General features: G+C 43.5%; 15 protein-coding genes. 10 read left to right on the top strand and 5 right to left on the bottom strand.

Annotated elements, in window-relative coordinates:
- Positions 1-26: 26 nt before the first annotated feature.
- Entirely contained in the window at positions 27-1,406 is a 1,380-nt protein-coding gene (locus Q0993_RS21640) for a Gfo/Idh/MocA family oxidoreductase (protein WP_299537460.1), read from the bottom strand.
- 113 nt (positions 1,407-1,519) lie between these two features.
- Between Q0993_RS21640 and Q0993_RS21635 the strand changes: the two genes are divergently transcribed.
- Together Q0993_RS21635 and Q0993_RS21630 are read left to right on the top strand one after the other, a co-directional pair.
- On the top strand, positions 1,520-2,902 hold the full coding sequence (locus Q0993_RS21635; protein ID WP_299537458.1) for a sialate O-acetylesterase: 1,383 nt from the start codon (positions 1,520-1,522) through the stop codon (positions 2,900-2,902).
- A 71-nt stretch (positions 2,903-2,973) separates the two neighbouring features.
- Positions 2,974-5,073 carry a thioredoxin domain-containing protein gene (locus Q0993_RS21630; RefSeq protein WP_299537455.1) on the top strand — a complete coding sequence of 700 codons (2,100 nt, stop codon included), beginning with the start codon at positions 2,974-2,976 and terminating at the stop codon, positions 5,071-5,073.
- Between the two features lie 81 nt (positions 5,074-5,154).
- On the opposite strand, the gene Q0993_RS21625 is transcribed toward Q0993_RS21630, so the two are convergent.
- Positions 5,155-6,342, bottom strand: a complete 1,188-nt coding sequence (locus Q0993_RS21625) for a glycosidase (RefSeq protein WP_299537453.1) — start codon at positions 6,340-6,342, stop codon at positions 5,155-5,157.
- Between the two features lie 12 nt (positions 6,343-6,354).
- Positions 6,355-8,178: a sodium:solute symporter family protein gene (locus Q0993_RS21620; protein WP_299537449.1), complete on the bottom strand. Its 1,824-nt coding sequence runs from the start codon at positions 8,176-8,178 to the stop codon at positions 6,355-6,357.
- Positions 8,179-8,379: 201 nt separating this feature from the next.
- Between Q0993_RS21620 and Q0993_RS21615 the strand changes: the two genes are divergently transcribed.
- The 6 genes from Q0993_RS21615 to Q0993_RS21590 all read left to right on the top strand — a co-directional run bounded on the left by Q0993_RS21615 (position 8,380) and on the right by Q0993_RS21590 (position 16,102).
- A complete protein-coding gene (locus Q0993_RS21615; protein WP_299537447.1) occupies positions 8,380-9,258 on the top strand; it encodes an AraC family transcriptional regulator in 879 nt (292 codons plus the stop codon).
- Positions 9,259-9,429: 171 nt separating this feature from the next.
- Positions 9,430-11,151 carry a GMC family oxidoreductase gene (locus Q0993_RS21610; protein WP_299537564.1) on the top strand — a complete coding sequence of 574 codons (1,722 nt, stop codon included), beginning with the start codon at positions 9,430-9,432 and terminating at the stop codon, positions 11,149-11,151.
- A 2-nt stretch (positions 11,152-11,153) separates the two neighbouring features.
- Complete coding sequence (locus tag Q0993_RS21605) at positions 11,154-11,870, top strand: gluconate 2-dehydrogenase subunit 3 family protein (protein ID WP_299537445.1); 717 nt, start codon at positions 11,154-11,156, stop codon at positions 11,868-11,870.
- A 142-nt stretch (positions 11,871-12,012) separates the two neighbouring features.
- A complete protein-coding gene (locus Q0993_RS21600; protein ID WP_299537443.1) occupies positions 12,013-13,602 on the top strand; it encodes a sugar phosphate isomerase/epimerase in 1,590 nt (529 codons plus the stop codon).
- 97 nt (positions 13,603-13,699) lie between these two features.
- On the top strand, positions 13,700-15,325 hold the full coding sequence (locus Q0993_RS21595; RefSeq protein WP_299537441.1) for a sulfatase: 1,626 nt from the start codon (positions 13,700-13,702) through the stop codon (positions 15,323-15,325).
- Positions 15,326-15,499: 174 nt separating this feature from the next.
- Positions 15,500-16,102, top strand: a complete 603-nt coding sequence (locus Q0993_RS21590) for a hypothetical protein (protein ID WP_299537438.1) — start codon at positions 15,500-15,502, stop codon at positions 16,100-16,102.
- 6 nt (positions 16,103-16,108) lie between these two features.
- Here the strand turns inward: Q0993_RS21590 and Q0993_RS21585 are convergent, their stop codons facing one another.
- On the bottom strand, positions 16,109-17,896 hold the full coding sequence (locus Q0993_RS21585) for an arylsulfatase (RefSeq protein ID WP_299537436.1): 1,788 nt from the start codon (positions 17,894-17,896) through the stop codon (positions 16,109-16,111).
- A 2-nt stretch (positions 17,897-17,898) separates the two neighbouring features.
- Complete coding sequence (locus Q0993_RS21580) at positions 17,899-19,308, bottom strand: GH1 family beta-glucosidase (RefSeq protein WP_299537434.1); 1,410 nt, start codon at positions 19,306-19,308, stop codon at positions 17,899-17,901.
- 164 nt (positions 19,309-19,472) lie between these two features.
- Between Q0993_RS21580 and Q0993_RS21575 the strand changes: the two genes are divergently transcribed.
- Positions 19,473-21,320 carry a DUF5060 domain-containing protein gene (locus Q0993_RS21575; protein WP_299537432.1) on the top strand — a complete coding sequence of 616 codons (1,848 nt, stop codon included), beginning with the start codon at positions 19,473-19,475 and terminating at the stop codon, positions 21,318-21,320.
- A 97-nt stretch (positions 21,321-21,417) separates the two neighbouring features.
- Positions 21,418-22,524: a serine hydrolase gene (locus Q0993_RS21570; RefSeq protein ID WP_299537430.1), complete on the top strand. Its 1,107-nt coding sequence runs from the start codon at positions 21,418-21,420 to the stop codon at positions 22,522-22,524.
- Positions 22,525-22,584 lie beyond the last annotated feature (60 nt).

Raw genomic sequence — 22,584 nt, 5'->3', positions numbered from 1 at the left:
TAACGGGACTATTAAGAGTGCTAGCGCTAATTCTCAAATTGATCAGGATGTGGATGCTCCCAATCACCGCGATATGGTCTTTGTAGTAGTGCAGTGGCTTCCGGGTCATTGACCACGATTCTTTTTTCAGGGTCGTACACCAAGGGTCTTTTCAGCTCCATGGCCATATTGGCAAGGATGCAGCTGGCCGTGGAAATGTGTCCGTCCAAAACATCGGCCACGGGTAACGTACCTTTATCGATGGCGGATAGCCAATCCTTCATGTGCCATCGGGTAGCCGGGGCCGCATTCAATTCAATATCCTTTTCTGTTACGTCCTCCGGGTACTTTTCCTTCTCGTACAGCACATCAAAATGTATGGGTTCTCCATCGCCGTAGGGGATAAAATCCGCTTGCATGGTGCTTCCGGCCAAAGTTCCTTTGTCCCCGTACAATTTAAATGACCAAGGATATTCGGGATCTGCCGGACTTCCCCAGGAACGATGCTGCCAAACACAGTTAAGGCCGTCATATTCAAATACGGCACTCTGGGTATCCGCTATATTGGATTTCCCATCTTTTTGGACATAAATACCCCCGGTAGAGCTAATTTTTTTGGGCCAGCCCAGATCTAGCATCCAACGGACCGTATCCAACATATGGACACACATATCTCCCATAATGCCATTACCGTATTCCATGAAGGTACGCCACCAGCGTTTGTGGGGCAGGCCATCGTACGGGCGCAAAGGGGCCGGGCCTGTCCACATTTCATAATCGAAAAAATCGGGTACTTCCTGTACAGGTGGGTTACCATTGGCCCTCATGTGAAAATAACAACACATTTCCACATGGGATATTTTACCTAGCAACCCCGCTTCGACAACACGTTCTTTTGCATCGATCAAATGAGGGGTGCTTTTGCGCTGGGTACCGATTTGGACCACTCGATTGTATTTTCTTGCCGCTGCTACAAGAGCCTCCCCTTCGATTACATCAACACTTATAGGCTTTTGCAAATATACATGTGCGCCGGATTTCATGGCTTCAATACCATGTAGGGCATGCCAATGATCGGGGCTTCCCACAAGGACTAGGTCCAAATCCTTTTTTGCAAGCATTTTACGAAAATCAGTGTAGAGTTTAGGTTTTTTACCCGATTTCTGCCGTTGGCTTACTAATTCCGCAGCCTCCGTAAGCAAGTTGTTATCCGGATCACACAGGGAAACCACTTCTACAGGGGCCACTTGGATCAAACGAAAAAGATCACTTTTTCCGTACCATCCCGTTCCTATGAGTCCCACACGGACTGGCTTTTCCTTATTCATTAGATCAAAACCATAAACCCCGAAAGATGAGAGCACCATGGCCGCCGTTGTACCTTTAAGAAATTGTCTTCTTTTAATGTTTGGATCCTTGTTTGTCATTGTATTGATTATCTGTGGGTACTAAAGATATTGAAATCATTTTAGAAAATATAATGTTAACAATTTGTGCCAAATAAGTATATTTAGTAACAATTGTGCTAAACCATGTAATTATGAAGGCCAAACTTTTTTCACTACTGATTTTGGTGTCATGGACCCACTTATTAAAAGCTGAGGTTACACTTCCGGATATCTTCTCGGACAATATGGTGCTCCAGCGAAATACCGAGGTGAGTTTCTGGGGATGGGGTAATATTAACGAGGAAGTCACGATTACTACGGGATGGGACCAAAAACAATATACGGTGAAAACCCCCTTGGATACCAAGTGGAAGGTTCTTATTACGACTCCGGAAGCAGGCGGTCCCTATGAAATTAGGATTAAGGGAGAGAATGAAATTGTATTGCAGAACGTTTTGGTGGGTGAGGTTTGGCTTTGTTCCGGTCAATCCAATATGGAATGGAGCGCAACGACCAATGCCGGAATCGACAATGCTGAAGAGGAGATTAGAAATGCGGATTACCCGAATATAAGATTGCTGACCATCCCTAAACGCACTTCGAGGTTTCCTCAGGAAAGTGTTCCCGGAAACTGGGAGGTATGTAGCCCGGATACCATGAAGGATTTTAGTGCTGTGGCCTACCTTTTTGCACGTAGGCTTCAAGGTGAATTGAATGTGCCCATAGGACTAATCGATAATGCATGGGGTGGTACTCCTGCCGAGGTTTGGACGCCCGTTTCGGTATTTGAAGGCTATGGAGATCTTAAGGCGGCTGCCGAGGCGGTAAAGGACAATAGGTGGAGTCCTGGTTTTCCCGCCGCCCTTTACAATGCCATGGTCCATCCGATAGTCCCGTTTAAGATTGCCGGTACCTTATGGTATCAAGGAGAATCCAATACGGCCAACCCCAATACATATGCGAAGTTATTTTCCAAAATGGTAGGTTCGTGGCGCGAAGCATGGGGCTATGAGTTTCCATTTTATTATGTGCAAATTGCACCTTACAAATATGGTACCGAAGAAGTAGGAGTTTTGATTCGCGACCAACAGCGAAGAGCATTGGAAATGATTCCTCGCAGCGGAATGGTTGTTACGAGCGATATTGCCACGATAGATGATATTCATCCACCGAATAAGCAAGATGTAGGGCTTCGCTTGGCGAATATTGCCTTAAAGGACCACTATATAAAAATTGAAGGTTCCGTTCATAGTCCGTTGTTTCGTAAAATGGTGATTCAAGGAAGGAGGGTAGAGATTTTCTTTGACAACGCCGAAGGGCTGTTCTCAAAAGGAAAAAAAATTACCCATTTTGAAATGGCCGGTAATGATGGTCAATTTTATCCGGCAAAGGCAATCATTAAGGACGACAAGATAATCTTATCTTCAAAAGAGGTAAAAGCACCGGGTAAGGTCCGTTATGCATGGGACAATATCGCTGAGCCAAACTTGTTCAGCGGAGCAGGCTTGCCGGTCTCCTGTTTTACCAGTGACTAACAATAGTGTTACGTTAACATATCCCTATATTTTAAAACGGAATTTTAATGATTACGAGCTAGTGGATCTTTATGCGGCGACTTTTTTATGTGAACTTTTTTCTTGTACTTCTATTTTTTGCCTTCTCATGTCGGGAAAAGGTCAGGACGCGGTCCGAGGTATATGAGTATACCAATGACTTGGCCAATGAAACAAGCCCATATTTATTACAGCATGCCCACAACCCGGTAAACTGGCGTCCATGGAGCAAGGAAGCCTTGGAAAAGGCCAAAAAGGAGAACAAATTGGTTTTGGTCAGCATAGGATATTCTTCCTGCCATTGGTGCCATGTTATGGAAGAAGAGACATTTGAGGACGAGGAGGTCGCCGAAATAATGAATGAAAACTTTATTAGTATTAAGGTAGATCGGGAAGAGCGCCCGGATATTGACAATATCTACCAAACTTTTGTGCGCTTGATCAATAGTAACTCAGGATGGCCGTTGAACGTAATTACATTACCGAACGGAAAACCGCTCTACGGTAATACCTATCACACAAAAGATCAATGGAAGCAGGTCTTGTCCAAGGTAACTGTTATGTATAAAAACAACCCTGAAAAAGCCGCCGAGTATTCAGATATGGTGGCTCGAGGGATACAAGAAGCCAATTTGATACAACCGACGGCCGACTTTGGGCTATTGAACAAAGAGGCTCTGCAAAAAATTGTGGAAAGTTGGAAATCCTTCTGGGATTTGGAATGGGGCGGTGATCAGGGAGTACAAAAATTCATGATTCCGATAAATCTAAGCTTTTTAATGGATTACGGACTTTTGGTCAAAGACGATTTAGCAAAAGCCCATGTAAAAAATACGTTGGACAAGATAATATCAGGAGGTATTTATGACCATATTGGTGGTGGTTTTTTTCGCTATAGTACTGATTCAAATTGGAAAGCGCCACACTTTGAAAAGATGTTGTATGACAACGCACAAGCCTTAAGTCTTTATTCAAAGGCCTTTACCGTTTATAATGAATTGGAATACAGGAATAGTGTGTTGGAGACCATAGCTTTTTTGGAACGGGAGATGAAGCATCCAGAGGGGGGGTATTACGCTGCCCTGGATGCTGACAGCGAGGGAGAGGAAGGAAAGTTTTATATATGGGGAAAAGAGGAACTTAAATCTGTTTTGAAAAAGGACTTCGAACTATTTGCCAAATATTATAACGTGAAAGCGGAAAATGCTTGGGAGGAGGATACTTATGTGCTGCATATACTTGCCAAGGACTCGGATTTTTCCAAAGAAAATCATATATCAAGGAATGATTTAGATTCTGCAAAAAAATACTGGAAAGAACAACTTATGGAAGCGCGGATGAAAAGGGTTCCTCCGGGTTTGGATGATAAGATCATCACTTCATGGAATGCCCTTTTGATCAATGGCTTTGTGGATGCGTATAAGGCATTTGGTCAGAACAGCCATTTGGAAAAGGCCGAGGCCATATTTAAATTTCTTACGGAAAAGAGTTATCGAAATGGGGAGTTAGTCCATTCCTACAAGAAAGGCGGAAGGCACATCAGTGGTTTTTTGGAAGATTATGCTTTTTTGGCCGATGCATCGCTTAATCTCTATGGTGTAACCTTGGATGAATCATATCTAGATTTTGCAAGAACCTTGATTGAAAAAGTGCAGGACCAATTTTTGGACAAAGTTTCCGGAATGTACCATTTTAACAGGAACGATGAACTCATCGCAAGGATTATCAAAACGGATGATGGGGTGTTGCCATCGCCCAATGCGGTAATGGCGCATAACCTGTTTGCGCTGGGACATATACTTTACGATGCCGATTTTCTGGAAAAATCAAAATCTATGCTTTCTTCTATGATACCGTCCATCGAGGAAAGTGCGGCAAGCTATTCCCAGTGGAATGCCTTGTTGCTCCATAATACCTTCCCGTATTATGAGATTGCCGTGGTTGGCAAAAATGCGACTCCCTTGGTAAGCAATCTGAATCAAAAAAACGTCCCCAATACTTTGGTTGTGGGCAGTGTATCGGAAAGTGACTTCCCTTTGTTCAAAGACAGGTTTAAAGAAAGCAGCACCTTCATTTATGTTTGTCAGAATAGCACTTGTAAACTTCCGGTAAAAACCGTTGAGGAAGCCCTGGCACAGCTACAGGACTTTTGACTATCAAAAAAGACACCCTTGATAGCGTAATCAAGGGCGTCGTTTACAAACTCAAAAAACTAAACATATAAAGGGATGTATTCAATATAGTCCCTTGTTCTTTTCGATGAGAGCCAAAATGTTTTGCACGGAACCATTGGTACTCAATTTGTCTTGAGGGGTATTTTTACAATAGTCCACCAAAATGTCAATAGTGGATGTTGCCACGTGCATTCTAGTATCGGATGAGGCATAATAGATGAAGATACGGCCATCTTCATCCGCAATCCATCCATTGCAGAACAGTACGTTCCCCACATCCCCGTAAATTTCCGTATCGTTGGGAGCCATAAAGTATCCCCCAGGTTGGTATATGACCTTGGTGATATCCTTTAAATCCGTCATGAACATGTAGAGTACATAGCGAAGTCCGGCTGCTGTATTCCGGACCCCGTGTGCCAAGTGCAACCACCCATCCTTGGTTTTTAAAGGCGATGGTCCTTGACCATTCTTAAGCTCATAAACCGTATGGTACTGTTTGTTGTTGATAATGACCTCATCCTTTACTTCAGGGTGGGTCATGTTTTCAATGAAGCCCAAACCGATTCCACCTCCGGAACCAGTCTCAATGAAACCGTCCTGCGGTCTGGTATAAATGGCGTACCGGCCATTTACAAACTCTGGATGAAGGGTTACATTACGCTGCTGTTTGGAATTTGAAATGAGATCTGGCAGCCGTTCCCAATTTTGTAGATCCTTTGATCGAATGATTCCTGCATTGGCTATGGCAGCTGAGGTATCGGTCTCCAAAGCATTGGGATCTTTTCGTTCAGAACAAAAAATGCCGTAAATAAAACCATCTTGGTGCTGTACCAACCGCATATCATAGGCGTTAATGTCCGGATTCTCGTTTTGGGGCAATAAAAACGGTTTGTCCCAAAACTCAAAATTATCCAGTCCATTATCACTTTGCGCAAAGGCAAAAAACGATTTACGGTCATTTCCCTCAACCCGTACCATCAAAAGATATTTCCCCTTCCATTTAATGGCCCCGGCGTTGAAGGCCGCGTTTATACCTATGCGTTCCAGGCCATGTGGGTTGGTTTGTGTATTGAGGTCATACCGCCAGTGTACCGGGGTATGGGCCGCTGTTATAATCGGGTTTTGATATCTGTTATAAATTCCATTATCTTCACTAATGGGCGTATTCCTTTTTTGGATAAGCGTTTTGTGATTTTTCATCAAGGCGTCATAGTTCTTGATTTTTTTTGTTCGGCCAACGGTTATCATAGAGTAGGTATTTTATAGTTGTTGATCTAATTTGTCCCACCATAGTCTCTTAAGCAAGATTCCACATACGGCCAGAAGGGCCAAGCATATCAACAGAGAGCTGTATTCCCTAAGAATCAGGTATAAAGGTATGATGACCAATAATGTTTGGGCGATAACGCCTACAAGCACATTGAACATATCCCTTTTAAAGAGCGTATTTTTTTTGAAATCCGGATCTTCGACCAACACTTTGGTAGCTATGGGTTTCCAAAAGCCCCAAGGGCGTGTTTTCTTATAAAAATCGATAAGTTTTGCCTCATCTGTTGGAGCTCCGGTATAGGTTCCGATAACACAACCTAATGTCGTAATTACAAGTAGTAAGGGGAAAAGGTATAACTCTAAGGTATCTGGAAATACTAAGGGGAAAAGCACGGCCGGAATCAACCCCGATAACATACCCCAAAAATAGCCTTCCCCATTAAAGCGCCACCAGTGCCATTTTAAAATATTGGACACGATGTAACCGCCCCAAAGGGCGGATACTATCCATTGTGTTATAGAATTCACATCCTTTACATAAAAGCCTAGGACAATACTTACGATGACAACGATAATGCCGCTGGCGTAATTCATTCTATTAACCTGCTTGGGCGTGGCATCCTTTTTATTGCGGAGATAGATATCGTTGACCAAATAGGCCTGTGCTGCGTTTAAGGTTCCCGCAAAGGTGCTCATAAAAGCTGCCAAAAGTCCGGCCAACAATAGTCCCATTAACCCTACAGGTACAAATTGATTTATGGCCGATGGTAGAATCTGTTCGAAATCAATAAGGCCACCGCGCTGTAAATCGAGTTGGTCATAAAAAAGAATTCCCAAGATGCCGAATCCACCAATCATCAAATATCGGGTGGGCATAAGGGCCAAGGAGACAAAACCACTCATTTTAGCTGCGTCCTTGGGAGATTTGGTAGAGAGTATCTTTTGCATATCGTAATTGGGCGCGGGTCCGGCAACGCTGGAAAGAATTCCCTTGAAAACACAAAGCATAAAGAAAATGGTGAACAAGGAGAATCCATCGGAAGCTATTTTCTCGTTTACTTCAGAAATGATTCCGGTCCAATCCATATCCAAAGTCCATCCAAAAAATGGATCCATCCAACCTTCGGGCACGGTCAATGTGTGCTCGCCCATGGCCACCCAAGCGATTACGGCAATAGCTATGGAGGAGATGGTCATTATCGTAAACTGAAGTAAATCGGTCCATACTATTCCGGACATGCCACCTAGAACGGAGTAGAACACCGCAAATAGGGTAAAGATGGTTCCGTAAAAGTGGGGGACGAATTTTGGGGCAATGTCAAACGGAATATAGGGGCTGATAACTTCCCAAGGGATAAAGATTTCAACAAACTTGCCCAAACCAATAAATCCATAGGCAAGAAATCCCAAACAGCTAACAATGGCGAATAGGACGACAACGGTATGCGACCATTTGCCCCCTTTGCCCTCACCGAAACGAAAGAAAATCCATTCCGCCCCTGTAGTAACATTAGATCTTCTTAACCATGCCGAAAGGTATATCATTAAAAAGATTTGGTTGAAAACAGGCCAGAGCCAGGGAATCCAGATGCTTTTGAGCCCGTAAACAAAGGTGAGTGTCACCAACCACATTGTCCCTGAAATATCGAACATTCCAGAGGCATTGGACAGCCCCAACATATACCAAGGCAGGGACTTTCCTCCCAAGAGATAATCATCCTTACTTCGTCGGGCTTTCTTTCGTAGGACCAAGCCTATGACAACTGTTGCCAGAAGATAGGCAAGTATTATTATAATATCTATGCCTTTTAGCATATGTTAATGACGTTTTGTTCGATCAGGGACAGATAAAAATTGTTAAAATGATAAATCAAAATATTGATTTTTAAAGTTTTGGCAATATAACGTAACATTTTTAGGCTAAATCTAATTTCAAATCTAAAAAAATTGTTAATATTGCTCTGATAGGATTTTATCATTTGAATGACTAAATCCGGCAAAATAATAGGACAATTCTTGGAAATTCTAAAAAAAATACATCGCGAAATTACTCCGCTATCCAGTTTGGATAGTTTTTTGGTTTTTGACAGGACCAAGGATTTTTTTGATTTCCCGGTCCATTTCCATCCAGAAATGGAACTTAATTTTATTTCAGGAGGAAAAGGAGTACAACGCATAGTTGGGGATAGCATTGAGGAAATTGGGAATATAGAGCTTGTTCTCATTGGTTCTAGCCTATATCATGGATGGGAACAGCACAAGTGTACCCAGAAAAACATCCGTGAGGTTACCGTACAATTTCACGAGGATTTGTTCGATGAGGCTTTTTTGAGAAGGAGTATTATGAAACCTTTAAAGGACTTGTTTGATCGTTCCCTACATGGGGTTTTGTTTTCGGAAGAAACCACCAAGGCAATGGCCCCAAGGATAATAAAAGTATCCAGACTGGGTGGTATCGATTATTTTTTGGAGCTGCTTTCCATTTTATACGATCTTGCCAACTCCCGGAACCAAAGATTACTTTCAACATCGACCATACATCTTGAAAACTTTGAGAATAGCGATAAGATTAAACTGCTTTACGAGTATATCCAAGAGAATTATTCCTCCAAAATTACCCTTTCGGAAGTATCTGAACTACTTAATATGAGCAATGTTTCCTTCAATCGGTTTATCAAGAAAAGAACCGGGAAGACCTTTGTTGAATATTTGAACGATGTCCGGATAGGCTACGCTTCGCGTTGGTTGATTGAAAAAGACCTAAGCATCTCGGAGATTGCTTTTATGTGCGGGTTCAATAGCATTGCTAACTTTAATAGGGTTTTTCGAAAAAGCAAGGGTCGTACACCGACTCAATATCGACAGGATTTTTCAGGGATAAAACGTGTGTTGTAATCAATGCTATGGAGAGGAAACGTCCTAAATATATCATGAGCAATCGTCATCATTTTTTGTCCTTTGCTTCTTATTTTCCATCAAAAAAGAAATCGGTATTCCATCTTTGGAGAAAAGATGTAACTTATACCGCACAAAAATAATTCGTAAACCAATCAGATAAATTACATGATGCAGATTAAAGAATCTTCCGAAGTATATGATGTCATTATCGTAGGTTCTGGAGCAGGTGGTGGAATGGCTACTAAGCAACTCGCTGATGCCGGACTCAATGTCGCTGTTGTTGAAGCCGGCCCATTTTTTGACCCGGCCGATCCAAAGACAATGACACAGCTTAAATGGCCCTATGAATCCCCGCGTAGGGGTGCCGGAACGGATAGGGCGTTCGGGGAATGGGATATGGCCTACGGAGGATGGGAAATAGAAGGAGAGCCCTATACTAGAGCGGAAGGCACTGAGTTTTATTGGTTTCGTTCGCATATGTTGGGAGGTCGAACCAATCACTGGGGGCGCATTTCATTGCGTTTTGGCCCTAAGGACTTCAAAGGCAAGACCAGGGACGGACATGGTGAGGACTGGCCTATTGGCTATGATGAAGTTAAACCATATTATGACAAGGTAGATAAATTGATTGGTGTTTTTGGAACCAATGAAGGTCTTGAAAATGATCCCGATGGTTTCTTTCTTCCACCACCAAAGCCTAGGCTTCACGAACTGTTTTATATTAAGGGGGCAAAAAAAAGTGGTATTCCCGTCTATCCTTCCCGGATGTCCATGTTGACCAAAAAGATCAATAATGATAGGGGGGTCTGTTTCTATTGTGGACAATGTGGGCGCTCTTGTTCCGTGTATGCAGATTTTTCGGCAGGCAGTTGTTTAATCTTTCCCGCGCAGAAAAACGGGGGCAAGGTCAAGATTTTTGTAAACTCCGTAGTTCGTGAAGTAACCACAAATGAGGAAGGAAAGGCCACTGGAGTATCCTATATCAGCAAGGACGATAGAAAAGAATATAAGTTGAAAGGCAAGGTAGTCGTTTTGGCGGCGTCTGCCTGTAGCTCGGCACGCATTCTATTGAATAGTAAAAGCAAACAGCATCCCAACGGCCTTGGAAACAGTAGTAATGTAGTGGGTAAATACCTCCATGATTCTACCGGGGCAAGCCGTGGAGGCTTTATACCGGCCTTAATGAACCGAAAAGTATCCTACAACGAAGATGGTGTAGGAGGCATGCACGTGTATTCACCATGGTGGGGCGATAACTCCAAATTGGATTTTCCAAGAGGTTACCACATTGAGGTTTGGGGCGGTATGGGACAACCCAATTATGGCTTTGCCATGAACCCAAATGAATTCAATAAGTTTTTTGGACTTCCTGTTGGGGGTTACGGTGAAGGTTTAAGAAAAGATGTAAAGAAGTACTATGGCTCCGTAGTTGGCATGGCGGGACGGGGAGAGGGCATTGCCCGAAAGGAAAACTATTGTGAAATTGATCCCACCACAGTGGATCAGTTCGGTATTCCTGTTTTGAAGTTCAATTATAAATGGTCTGATTTTGAAGTAAAACAGGCCAAGCACATGCAAGATACTTTTGAGGAAATAATACACAACATGGGTGGTGAACCTCTAGGCAATAAACCAGGTGCGGAGAATAATTACGGATTGGAAGCCCCGGGGAGGATAATACATGAAGTAGGCACCACTCGAATGGGGAATAATCCCAAGACATCGGTCACTAATAAGTTCCAGCAACTCCATGATGTGGACAATGTATTTATAGTGGATGCCGGACCATTTGTTTCCCAAGCGGATAAAAACTGTACCTGGACCATCATGGCTTTGTCATGGAGGGCAAGTGATTACATAATAGATCAATTGAAACAACAAAATATTTAAGCATGGATAGGAGAAAAAGTTTACAGACCATTATTCTTGGCGCCGGAGCATCGGCTCTGGCCTTCCATGGCTGCAACACAGAAGGTGCCAAGACTTCCGAAGAAATACCGGCCACCGACGATACCAAATATTTTGGACGGACGCCCGAAGAGCTTAAGCGTATCGACAAGTTGAACGAGGAACAGTTGTTCAACGATCATGAGATGGAGACTATCGCAGTTTTAAGTACGGTTATTTTGCCGCCAAAGGAACCGCATGGTGGTCCTATTGAAGCAGAGGTGCCGGAGTTTATTGAATTTATGGGCAAGGATGTTCCAGAAATGCAGAATACTTTGTTGGGTGGTTTAATGTGGCTGGACCACAAAAGCAATACGGAATTCGGTAGTGAGTTTAAGTCCGCTACCTTGGAGCAGCAGAAACAGATTTTGGATACTATTTGCTTTCATGATATGGAAGTTCCTTTGGACGAACAACCCCTTGAAATTCAATTTTTCCACTTGATGCGAGCATTGACTATGACGGGGTACTATACCTCAAAGGTGGGTATAGCCGATTTGGGATATAAAGGGAACCAGCCTAATGTATGGGACGGTGTACCCCAAGATATTCTGGACCAGCACGGCATGGCCTATGATCCGGAATGGATAGCCAAATGCGTGGATCAAAGTAAGCGTGGGGTACTGGCTGAGTGGGATGATGACGGCAATCTGTTGACCTAGGAAGCGCACACCATTATTTAAATTACGCATCCAACGGGTGCGGCTAACATGCAATGATTCATTATATTGCATATTGGCAAAGGCATGCCATCCCTTAAAAAGGGATTTGAAAAGATTTCCAAAATTTAAAGACCTAGATGAAATGAAACACGTATTGACTTTAATCGGGATATTGGCTTTCGTCATTCCCGTATCGGCGCAGGAGGTAGGCTTGCAATTATATAGCCTTAGGAACCAATTTAAGGAAGATGTCCCTGGCACCCTGAAAATTATTAAGGATTGGGGGATTACCAAAATAGAAGGAGGTGGTACCTATGGTCTTCCCTTGGAGGATTTTAAGAAAATGCTTGCCGAGAACAATTTGGATGTGGTAAGCGTAGGAGCCGGCTTCGGGGATTTGGAAAACAATGTGGATAAGGTAATAGAAAATGCCAAGAATTTCAACGCCAAATACGTCATGTGTGCCTGGGTACCCCACGACGATAACAAATGGGGCTTGGAAGAAACAGAGCATGCCACCCAGGTTTTTAATACTGCCGGCAAAAAATTAAAAGAGCATGGTTTAATATTGGCGTACCATCCGCATGGCTATGAATTTAGGCCTTGGAAGGATGGTACCCTATTTGATTATATGGCTCAAAATGCTACGGATTTCACCTTTGAACTGGATATATACTGGGCACAGCATGGCGGTGCCGATCCCCTCGCTTTGATGAAAAAGTATCCGAACAAGTTCACCTTAATGCATTTAAAGGATATGGCACACGGCGTTAAGGGGAACAATACAGGACATGAGGACGTGGAGACCAATGTAATCCTGGGTCAAGGGCAATTGGATGTTGCGGGAACAGTGGGCGAGGCTAAAAAACTAGGTATTGAATATATGTTCATAGAAGATGAAGCTTCCAAGGTTTTGGAACAGGTACCTGCCAGTCTTGAATATCTTGAGAGCTTGGAAGAGCCGGAAATTGGATTGCAGATATATAGTTTGCGCAATGTATTCCCAACAGATGTATCCGGCACCTTTGCCAAGATTAAAAAATGGGGTATTCATAATCTGGAGGACGGAAACGATGGTACTTATGGCTATACCATGGAAAAGTACAAAGACCTGTTAGCTCAAAATGACTTGAAAATAGTTAGCGTAAGCGCACCTTTTGAGGAACTGCAAGATTCACCCGAAACAGTAATCGAAAGAGCCAAGGAATATGGGGCCAAATACGCCGTTTGTTTTTGGATTCCCCATAAGGATACTATTTTCACCATAAAGGAAACAAAATTGGCGTTAGATGTTTTCAACAAAGCGGGAAAGAAGTTAAAGGATGAAGGTATCACGCTGGCCTATCATCCCCACGGTTATGAGTTTCGTCCCTATGAAGGGGAATTATTGATGGATTATATGATCAAGAATTCCGATTATTTCGATTTTGAAATGGATGTGTACTGGTTTGCACATCCTGGTGAGGATCCCATAGCCTGGTTGCGAAAGTACCCCAAGGAATTCAAATTAATGCATATAAAGGATTGTGAGAAGGGAGTTAAAGGAAATCATAACGGTAAATCCGATGTGGAGACCAATGTGGTTTTGGGTACGGGACAAATTGACATTGCGGCTATTGTCGAAGAAGCTAAAAAAATGGATATCGATTACATTTTCATTGAGGACGAATCTTCCCGTTCGGAAGAACAAATACCTCAAAGTTTTGGTTATTTAGAGGGCTTGGATAAATAAAACTGTATCGCGGATCAGGTGTTTGCCCTTTCCTTTTTAAAGAGAAAGGGCTTTTTATTAAAAGATTAAAGTTAATCGAGTATCAATTTCCTAGATTATGAAAAAACATTCGATCGGAATTTTACTAGCACTCTTTCTTTTAAACTGTACGGAAAGGAAAGAAACTGTTACAACAGAAAAGGAACAAAGCCTTCCCAATATTGTTTGGCTGGTAGCAGAAGACCAGTCCCCTGAACGTTTTGCCATGTACGGGGACAGTACCATTTCCCTCCCTAATCTGGAGAGCTTGGCCTTGGATGGGGTCACCTTTACCAATGCAGTGGCCCCGGTACCGGTCTGTGCCCCGGCACGTAGTGCCATAATTACGGGCATGTACCCGACTACTTTGGGAACGCACAACATGCGTACCTATTCACCCTGGAAGGGCAAGTACAATGAACCCCTTTTGGAGCTTTCAAGCTATTCCCCCATCGTACCACAGGGCACACGAATGTTTACGGAGTACCTGAGAGAGAAAGGATACTATACCGCCAATGGCCCCAAAGAGGATTACAATTTTGAAAGGACCGATGCGGCTTGGGACGAAAGCAGCAATGAAAGACATTGGCGAAAAAGAAAGGGGGAGCAACCCTTCTTTTCGGTATTCAATTTTGGGGTATGTCATGAATCCGGCATTTGGAAGAAAGGCGATAGTACGTTGTATGTTTCTCCTGAATCCGTTTCCGTACCGCCCTATTTTCCGGATACCCGGATTGTTCGGCACGATATCGCCGTAAATTATAGTAATCTTAAACGGATGGACGATCAGGTCGGAGAGATTATTAAAGATCTAAAGGAAGACGGACTTTATGAAAATAGCATTATTTTCTTTTATGGGGATCATGGAGGGCCCTTCCCCAGACATAAACGGGCGTTATACGATACAGGGCTCAAAGTACCCTTGATCATTAAATTTCCAAAAAACAAGAATGGCGGAAGTAAGGATGATCGTTTGATCAGTTTTATCGATTTTGCCCCTACCGTACTTTCCTTGGCGGGTATAGAACCACCCAAGGTGATGCAGGGTGTGGCGCAATTCGGGAAATATGAGGTAACGGATAAACCCCAATATACCTTTCATTCCTCCGATCGTTTCGATGAACTTTATGATAGGCTACGAGCCGTTCGTTCTGCCAGATACAAGTATATCAAGAGCTTCAACACGGAACTTCCACATGCTATTCCGGTGTCTTACCGAGAACAAATGCCATTAATGCAGGAGCTGAATACCTTATATGCTGAAGGTAAGTTGAATGAAGCACAATCACTTTGGTTAAGGGCCCCAAAACCAGAGGAGGAATTGTATGATTTGCAGAACGATCCCTATGAGCTAAATAATTTGGCCGATAATCCGGAATTACAGGATACCTTGAACCATTTAAGAAATGTGCTTGAAGATTGGATGAAAAAGACCAATGATTTAGGCAAGTATCCCGAAAAGGAACTCATTTCCCAATGGCTTCCCAATGGGGAACAATTATCTTTACCACCGCTACAAATGGAAGACCACGGTGATAGCATCCGATTAATTACCAAAAAAACGGATGCTACCATTGTTTGGAAACAGTCCCAGGATTCCATCTGGAATATCTACACCGTCCCATTGCCCAAAAACTTCTCCTTTGAAGCCAAGGCCGAGAGAATTGGATATAAGGACAGTGAAATTTTGACCTATGTCCCCTAGTCATATTGGGGAAAGATGGATACTTCGAAACTCAAAAATGTTTAATGGATAAGGAAAGGGTACCCATATAAGGATTTTGTTATAAAAGCTGATGTACAGTGGGTTAACTCCGTTGTACGCAACCAATGTGTAAATAGATTATCTTAGTGGTATAGTCCCTAAAAGTATAGATCTATGAAAAAGATTGGCATTCTATTTTTCTTACCGTCGTTATTACTTAGCATTGTTTGTTGCGATAACAACGATAATAACGATGGCATCCGGATAGTTGAAGGATCTGGACAAAATAGGCCTGAGCTGCCCGATGCAGCTGATTATGATCTTAATGTGGATACGATTGATGATTTTCAAATTGATTACGTTTTGGGAAGTTGGGATGGTGTTGATGAAAGTGGACAGCTTATATCGGGCTTTCTGGAATCTTTAAATGAAAGTACCGTTCTCGTAAGGTCTGGTGAGAACCCGCCTAACCCAATTCTTTTCAATAGACCTGAGGATACCATTTGGAACGTACCTAGGGAAAATTTTAAGTGGAATGATGATCCCGACCCAATAACAATAACCGAAATTAGGCAGGCGGCGGATGGTATTTGGCCGGACGAATGGAGTGTCAACAGTGAATTCAATACCAATCCCTACTACCTTGGCATTCGGGTAAAAGAGGACGAAGACTTTTTGGTAGGGTGGATAAAATTAGAAATCGACAGAACGACTGGCGAGATTAGTTTTGAGCAGTTTCGATTGGCTGCTGGTGAGTATATAGTTATCCCGGAATAAGATATCTTATTTTTTGCTAAACATCAACAGCCGTACATCAATGGCTTTGTCCCCTGGAATTTCCAAAGCTTTTAAGGTTAAATTGCCCCTACCTTTTTTTAGGGCAATGGTTCCCAATTTCACAGGCTTAAAGTCTTTGACATAGGACTCCATTCTAGGAGTGCGATCATTTTCCATGCCGGTAAGAGGTGGGTCGTGGGCTTCCATAATTTTGGTCGCGATTTTACTGTCGCCGAAGCCGAGCTCAATTGTGGGACCTATATTTTCAGCAGCACAGGTATAATAGAGCGTCACCTCAAATTCACCATCGGCCAATACTTCCACATTCCAGCTAATGGAATCCTTTTCACTCTTCCAATGCGTAAAAAAAGTATTGTTGGGGAACCGGTTGCTACGGGCTATGTGGCCATGGGGAGTACCATCCCTGGCCGGTATTTGTGTAAATTGGTGGTCCGGACTTCCCAAAGTAAAAGGGCGATTATCCTCATCACGTGGAAATTTTGGATTTACCGCTGCCAACCATTCATTTTTTGCCTTGATGAGGGAGTCGGCAATCTTTTGGAACTGTTGGGAAATATCGGTGGTCTGTCCATGGTCGTTTACCATGTCATACAATCGGTTTTCATTATCCAGGCGATATTTTTGGGAGCGGACGCTGGTCTTTCCGGCCCAGTGGTTGTATACCAATCGAGGTTGCCAATTATGGCTTTCCGACCACAATAAAGGGGTAAGGTCCTTACCATCCAATGGCTTTTTGGTCTTTGCATCAAGTCCCACTATGTTGATCAGTGTGGGCAAAATGTCGATAGCACTGGCAATCTCATTGATTTCTTTCCCCTCTGGCAATGAATCCTTCCACTGCACAAAGAAAGGACTTCGTACCCCACCTTCGTCTACCCATCCCTTCTTGCCGCGCATCCCTCCATTCCAACGGAATCCATTAGGGCCATTATCCGTCATATAGATAATTATGGTATTTTTCTCCAAATCCAATTCCTGAAGTCTTTGGGTTATTCTACCTACATTATAATCAATGTTCTCCACCATGGCCAGGGCCGCTTTGGTAAAATCCTGGTCCTCGGCCTCCTCACCGTGATAGGTCATGGCCAGGTCTTTGTTTTCAAACCGGTTCCAGTAGGCATCCGGTACTTGCATTGGGCTATGAGGTGTGTTATAGGGCAGATACAGGAAAAAAGACTCGTTTTCATGTTCTGAGATGAATTCCAATCCCTTGGTGGTCAGATCATCCACCAAAAAGCCTTCGCCTTTGGTAATTTCCCCGTTGTGTTCCAACATCGGACTAAAATAATTGCCCCAATGTCCGGAAGTAAATCCGTAGTAGTCGTCAAACCCCCGGGAGTTGGGATGGTAAGGTGGTTGCATGCCATTGTGCCATTTACCGTAGGCAGCGGTGGCATAACCACCATTTTTTAGGATTTCCGCCAAAGTGGTCTCCCCCAAATTCATACGTTCTCCACCTGCTGATGTATCGAACACCCCTAATCTTGGAAAATGACGACCTGTTAGTAATTCGGCTCGAGTAGGGGAGCAGACCGGTTGTACGTAAAAGTTCTGGAAGGAGACCCCATTTTTGGCAAGTGCATCAATATGGGGGGTGCTGAGGTTGGTATTGCCGCTGCTACTCAGGTCGCCCCAGCCTTGGTCATCCGCTATGATAAGTACAATGTTCGGTCTTTTGTTGTTCAGTTCGGTCGCTGATTCGTTTCTATCCGTTTTACAGCCTATGGTGATAAACAGGCTTAGGGCATAAAGAACTATGGACTTTTTAGGCATGATCAGATTTTAATATCAGGTAGGGAAAATTCAAAACCATTATCGGCGATTACCTGCTTGAACCAGAGGGCTGAATTTTTTGGGGTACGTTCCAAGGTTTTATAATCCACATAGTGAATGCCAAAACGTTTGGAATACCCGAGGGCCCATTCAAAATTGTCCATAAAGGACCAGACGAAATAACCTTTTAGGTTTATTCCTTTCTCCATGGCCTTATGACAGGCGGCAAGATATCCTTCGATATATTCCTTTCGTACCGTATCCTTTACTTCCCCTTTATCCAATTGATCATCCAGGGAGCATCCATTCTCGGTAAGATATAACGGTGGGTTTCCATAACGGTTACTTACCCATTCTACCAGTTCGCGACAGCCCCAAGGTAGGATGGCCCACTGCATAGTGGTCATTTCCCATTTTGGATCGGCGGTGAGCTGTACGTATTGGTCTTCAAAAATTCCCCCATTGCCATAAACCTCATTTTGCACCTCCGCATTGGGATCCACATCGGAAGCATATAGGCCTGTATAGTGATTTAAGCCAAAAAAATCCGAGGAGCCTTTGATCAAGGCGATATCTTCCTCCGTGAACATCGGGAGTCTATCTCCGACCCGCTCTTTCATGACCTGGGGATAGTCCCCAAAATAGATAGGATCGGCAAACCATCCCAAAAAGAATTCCAGGGAGCGTTGGGCGGCATCCTTATCCGCCTTGGAATCGGTCATGGGTTCCCGCCAATCGCAGTTATTGGTGATTCCGATTTGCCCCTTTTGTGTAGGTTGATATTTCTTTCGATACAATTGTACGGCCTTTCCGTGGGCACGAAGCAATTGATGGGCTACCTGGTAGGGTTCGTCCTTGGATTTTCGTCCAGGAGCAAAAACGCCTTCTCCATAACCCAATATGGCCACGACCCAAGGTTCATTAAGGGTAATCCAGTTCTTTACCCGGTCACCAAAATGTTCAAAACAAATCCCGGCATATTGTGCAAAGGAGTCCGCAATTTCAGGATTGAGCCAACCGTCCTTTTCCATTTGTAAAGCTAAAGGTAAGTCCCAATGGTACAGGGTAATCCATGGCGTTATATTATGCTTTAGCAATTCATCAATAAGATTGTTATAAAAGGCTATACCCTTGGGGTTTACATCGCCCTGCCCATCGGGCTGTATCCGACTCCATGATATGGAAAACCGATAAGCTTTGAGCCCCATGTCCGCCATAAGTTGTACGTCCTCTTTGTATCGGTTATAATGATCGCACGCTACATCGGCGGTTTCGCCGTTTTTTGTTCTGCCGGGGGTGTGGGAATGTGCATCCCAGATACTCCAGGACCGGCCATCCTGAGTGGCACCTCCTTCTATTTGATGGCTTGAGGTAGCGGAACCCCAGACAAAATCTTTTGGAAATTCTAGCATATGGTTTTCAATTGGATTCAATCGATTAGATTATAAAAGTCTTTAAAAATGCCCAAAATAACTAATGGAATAACGACATTTTCGAGTATAAAAATGATCTGATGTGCCAACAGGGAATACGAAAATATCCCTATCTTGAGCGATAATACGGCAAACCATAACCAATGCAATACCTCAAATGGCCAAAATTAATTGGCTTTGCTTTAGCCTTTCTTTTTTGTCTAAATTCCTGTAGTAAAAAGAATTCCGGAAATGACTATAGCATTGAAGGCAACCTCAAAAAATGGCAACCGGTTACCATTACTTTTGAAGGACCAAAGGTTTCTGAGACGGATAGCATTAACCCTTTTTTAGACTATAGTCTTATTACACGTTTTATCAATGGAAAGGATACCATCCCTATTCATGGTTTTTTTGCCGCGGATGGCGAGGCCGCACATACCGGAGCGGCCTCCGGAAACAAATGGCAGGTGAAGTTTTCGCCTCCTACTTCGGGTAGTTGGACTTTTGAAACCCAAATGCTCCGTGGAAATGAGATAGCGATTAGGGCCGATGAAACTAACAGTACTCTGTGGACGACTACAGGCACATTTGAAATTGCTGCTGTAGATTCCCTGGCATCGGGATTTTATAAAACAGGTCGTTTGCATTATACCGGAGAGCACTATTTGCGTGAAAGCGAAACGGGAAAGGCCTTTTTGAAAAATGGAGTGGGCAGTCCCGAAAACTTTTTGGCGTATCATGAGTTCGATGGAACGTTTGATAATGGTGGTGCGGCCACACCGACTTTGAATAAAGGTCTGCATGAATATCCAACGCACAGGAGTGATTGGAAAGTCGGCAATCCTACTTGGGGCAACGACCGGGGTAAGGGCATTATTGGGGCGTTGAACTATATGGCTTCCAAGGGAATGAATAGCCTATATTTTCTGGTGATGAACGAGCATGGGGATGGAAACGATGTTTGGCCTTGGATAGCTCCAAAGGAACAGTTACGCTACGATGTGAGTAAGATGGCCCAGTGGGAAAAAGTGTTTACCCATATGGATGGATTGGGCATTGCCATGAACCTTTTTACCCAGGAAACGGAAAACGACACTATTTTGAACAAGGGGGAACTAGGTCTGGAGCGTAAACTCTTTTACAAGGAATTGGTTGCCCGGTTTGGACACCATCTGGGGGTAGTCTGGAATTTGGGGGAAGAGACTAACCGAACAAGCAAACAACTAAAGAGCTATGCCACCTACATTCGTAATTTGGATCCCTATAATCATCCCATAGCCGTACATAACCATGTTCGTGTAACTGGCAAACGTATGGAGGACCGCCCTTTAGATCCCATAAAGGAAACTTTAACGCCCATGTTGGGATATGGGGATTTTGAAATTCCCTCGTTACAGATGTTCGATACCACGGAAGTCCATAAAGAAGTAAGGAAGTGGAGGGATTTATCCGCAAGAAAAAACAGGCCTTGGGTGGTGTTTTTGGATGAGATTGGGCATTGGGATATCGGAGTGACGACGGATACCGCAGCCAATAACAATTATGCCCAGGTGATGCGGACCAGTCTTTGGGGAACCTTAATGGCAGGGGGTGCGGGAACCTCTTGGTATTTTGGAGGCTTGGATATGCCCAACAATGATATGGCGGCAGAGGATTTTAGGGCTCGTAATACATGGTGGGATATCAGTAGTAATGCCAAGAAATTTTTTCAAGACCACCTTCCCTTTTGGGAAATGCAGGGCCATGATGAGTTATTGAGCAATCCAAAGGCCTTTTGCTTTGCCAAAAAAGACGAGATTTATGCGGTATATCTACCCAAGGGTGAGACAACGGAATTGACTCTTGGAGACGGTGCTTTTTCCATTGCTTTTTATGACCCATTGGAAGGAGGTAATTTATATGATAAACAGAACGAAGGCTGGAAAATTACCAAACCCAATAATGTGGAATTGACCGCGTATAATGGCCAAAGCAACAAGGACTGGGTAATTGTTATTGCGCGAAAGTAGTCGCCGGTGGAAAGTCGATGGAACCAATACCGTTACGCTATGTGCCAAGGTATCTTTTCCTCAAATTGGGTTCGGGAATTTTAATATTGGAATTTGTATGAAATTTAAGCCATTTGTCATCTGGTTTGTACCCTTTTTACTTGTTTCCTGTTCCGAAGGAAAAAGTGAAGACCTGTCCATGGTTTTTCCAACGGACAAATGGGAGGAAAGAAGTCCGGAAGCATTGGGGATAGATAGTCAAAAATTTCTGGAAGCCCTGGATTATTTGGCTTCCGAATCCGGGGAGGATGGCTTGGAAGAAGTTTTCATAGTTAGGAAAGGACATGTCATTTACAAGGGAGACAGTATTTATAAAAAGCACAATATCTATTCCTCGAGTAAATCGTTTACCAGTACCGTTCTCGGAATTTTGACAGACAAGGGCATACTATCCGAGGATACCTATGCCAGAGAAATAGATACGGCTATGACAGGGTTATACCCCGAAGTGCAGCTCAAACATTTCTCTAGCATGACTTCCGGCTACAGTGGAAAAGGTTCTACACGCTGGGATGAGGTGAGCGAAGATTGGTCCTGGACACCTTATGCTATAGATACACCTCTCTTTGCCCCAGGAACCCAATATGCCTATTGGGACGAGGCGCAGATGATGTTCGGTCGCTTGCTCACCATGCACACGGGTAAGACCCTAAAGTCCATTTTTGACGAAAACATTGGGCATGCCATAGGTATTGGAGAATACAAATGGAATCCGGAACAAGAAGTAAACGGGGTGGAAATTAACAACGGCTGCACCAATGTAATGATCAATGCGGAACAATTGGCGCGTTTTGGCCATTTGTACTTGAATGAGGGAAATTGGGATGGTAAGCAGTTGTTATCCAAAGAGTGGGTGAAAAAAGCGACCCAAAATCAAGTCTTTACCGACACTGTGGCAGACACTGATCGAAGCCATGTGGATGGACGCGGTTGTTACGGTTACAACTGGTGGGTAAACGGGATGATGCCAACAGGAGAATACCACATGCCAGATGCCCCAAAATCATTATATTACGCCAGTGGTCTCCACAATAATATGTGTTTCGTAATTCCCGAGTGGGATTTGGTCTTTGTCCGTAGGGGAGAGGACGGTAATCCGGCCAAAGGGAAGCCCTTTGTTTACAACGAATTCTTTAAACGGATGGCGTTGGCGATTAAAAAATGATTTCAGATATCAAGTTACCATATACATTCCCGTATGGAATGATTTGTTAGTATAAATAGA

It is taken from the genome of Ulvibacterium sp., from assembly GCF_028285715.1.
GTDB lineage: Bacteria > Bacteroidota > Bacteroidia > Flavobacteriales > Flavobacteriaceae > Ulvibacterium.
The sequence above is the reverse complement of the archived record's forward strand: the minus strand, read 5'-3'. Positions and strand labels throughout refer to the sequence as shown.

What these genes read in the sequence shown, in the direction of transcription:
- Q0993_RS21640 (WP_299537460.1), bottom strand. Translation starts at nt 1,406, where the DNA reads ATGACAAACAAGGATCCAAACATTAAAAGAAGACAATTTCTTAAAGGT.
- Q0993_RS21635 (WP_299537458.1), top strand. Translation starts at nt 1,520, where the DNA reads ATGAAGGCCAAACTTTTTTCACTACTGATTTTGGTGTCATGGACCCAC.
- Q0993_RS21630 (WP_299537455.1), top strand. Translation starts at nt 2,974, where the DNA reads ATGCGGCGACTTTTTTATGTGAACTTTTTTCTTGTACTTCTATTTTTT.
- Q0993_RS21625 (WP_299537453.1), bottom strand. Translation starts at nt 6,342, where the DNA reads ATGATAACCGTTGGCCGAACAAAAAAAATCAAGAACTATGACGCCTTG.
- Q0993_RS21620 (WP_299537449.1), bottom strand. Translation starts at nt 8,178, where the DNA reads ATGCTAAAAGGCATAGATATTATAATAATACTTGCCTATCTTCTGGCA.
- Q0993_RS21610 (WP_299537564.1), top strand. Translation starts at nt 9,430, where the DNA reads ATGCAGATTAAAGAATCTTCCGAAGTATATGATGTCATTATCGTAGGT.
- Q0993_RS21605 (WP_299537445.1), top strand. Translation starts at nt 11,154, where the DNA reads ATGGATAGGAGAAAAAGTTTACAGACCATTATTCTTGGCGCCGGAGCA.
- Q0993_RS21600 (WP_299537443.1), top strand. Translation starts at nt 12,013, where the DNA reads ATGAAACACGTATTGACTTTAATCGGGATATTGGCTTTCGTCATTCCC.
- Q0993_RS21595 (WP_299537441.1), top strand. Translation starts at nt 13,700, where the DNA reads ATGAAAAAACATTCGATCGGAATTTTACTAGCACTCTTTCTTTTAAAC.
- Q0993_RS21590 (WP_299537438.1), top strand. Translation starts at nt 15,500, where the DNA reads ATGAAAAAGATTGGCATTCTATTTTTCTTACCGTCGTTATTACTTAGC.
- Q0993_RS21585 (WP_299537436.1), bottom strand. Translation starts at nt 17,896, where the DNA reads ATGCCTAAAAAGTCCATAGTTCTTTATGCCCTAAGCCTGTTTATCACC.
- Q0993_RS21580 (WP_299537434.1), bottom strand. Translation starts at nt 19,308, where the DNA reads ATGCTAGAATTTCCAAAAGATTTTGTCTGGGGTTCCGCTACCTCAAGC.
- Q0993_RS21575 (WP_299537432.1), top strand. Translation starts at nt 19,473, where the DNA reads ATGCAATACCTCAAATGGCCAAAATTAATTGGCTTTGCTTTAGCCTTT.
- Q0993_RS21570 (WP_299537430.1), top strand. Translation starts at nt 21,418, where the DNA reads ATGAAATTTAAGCCATTTGTCATCTGGTTTGTACCCTTTTTACTTGTT.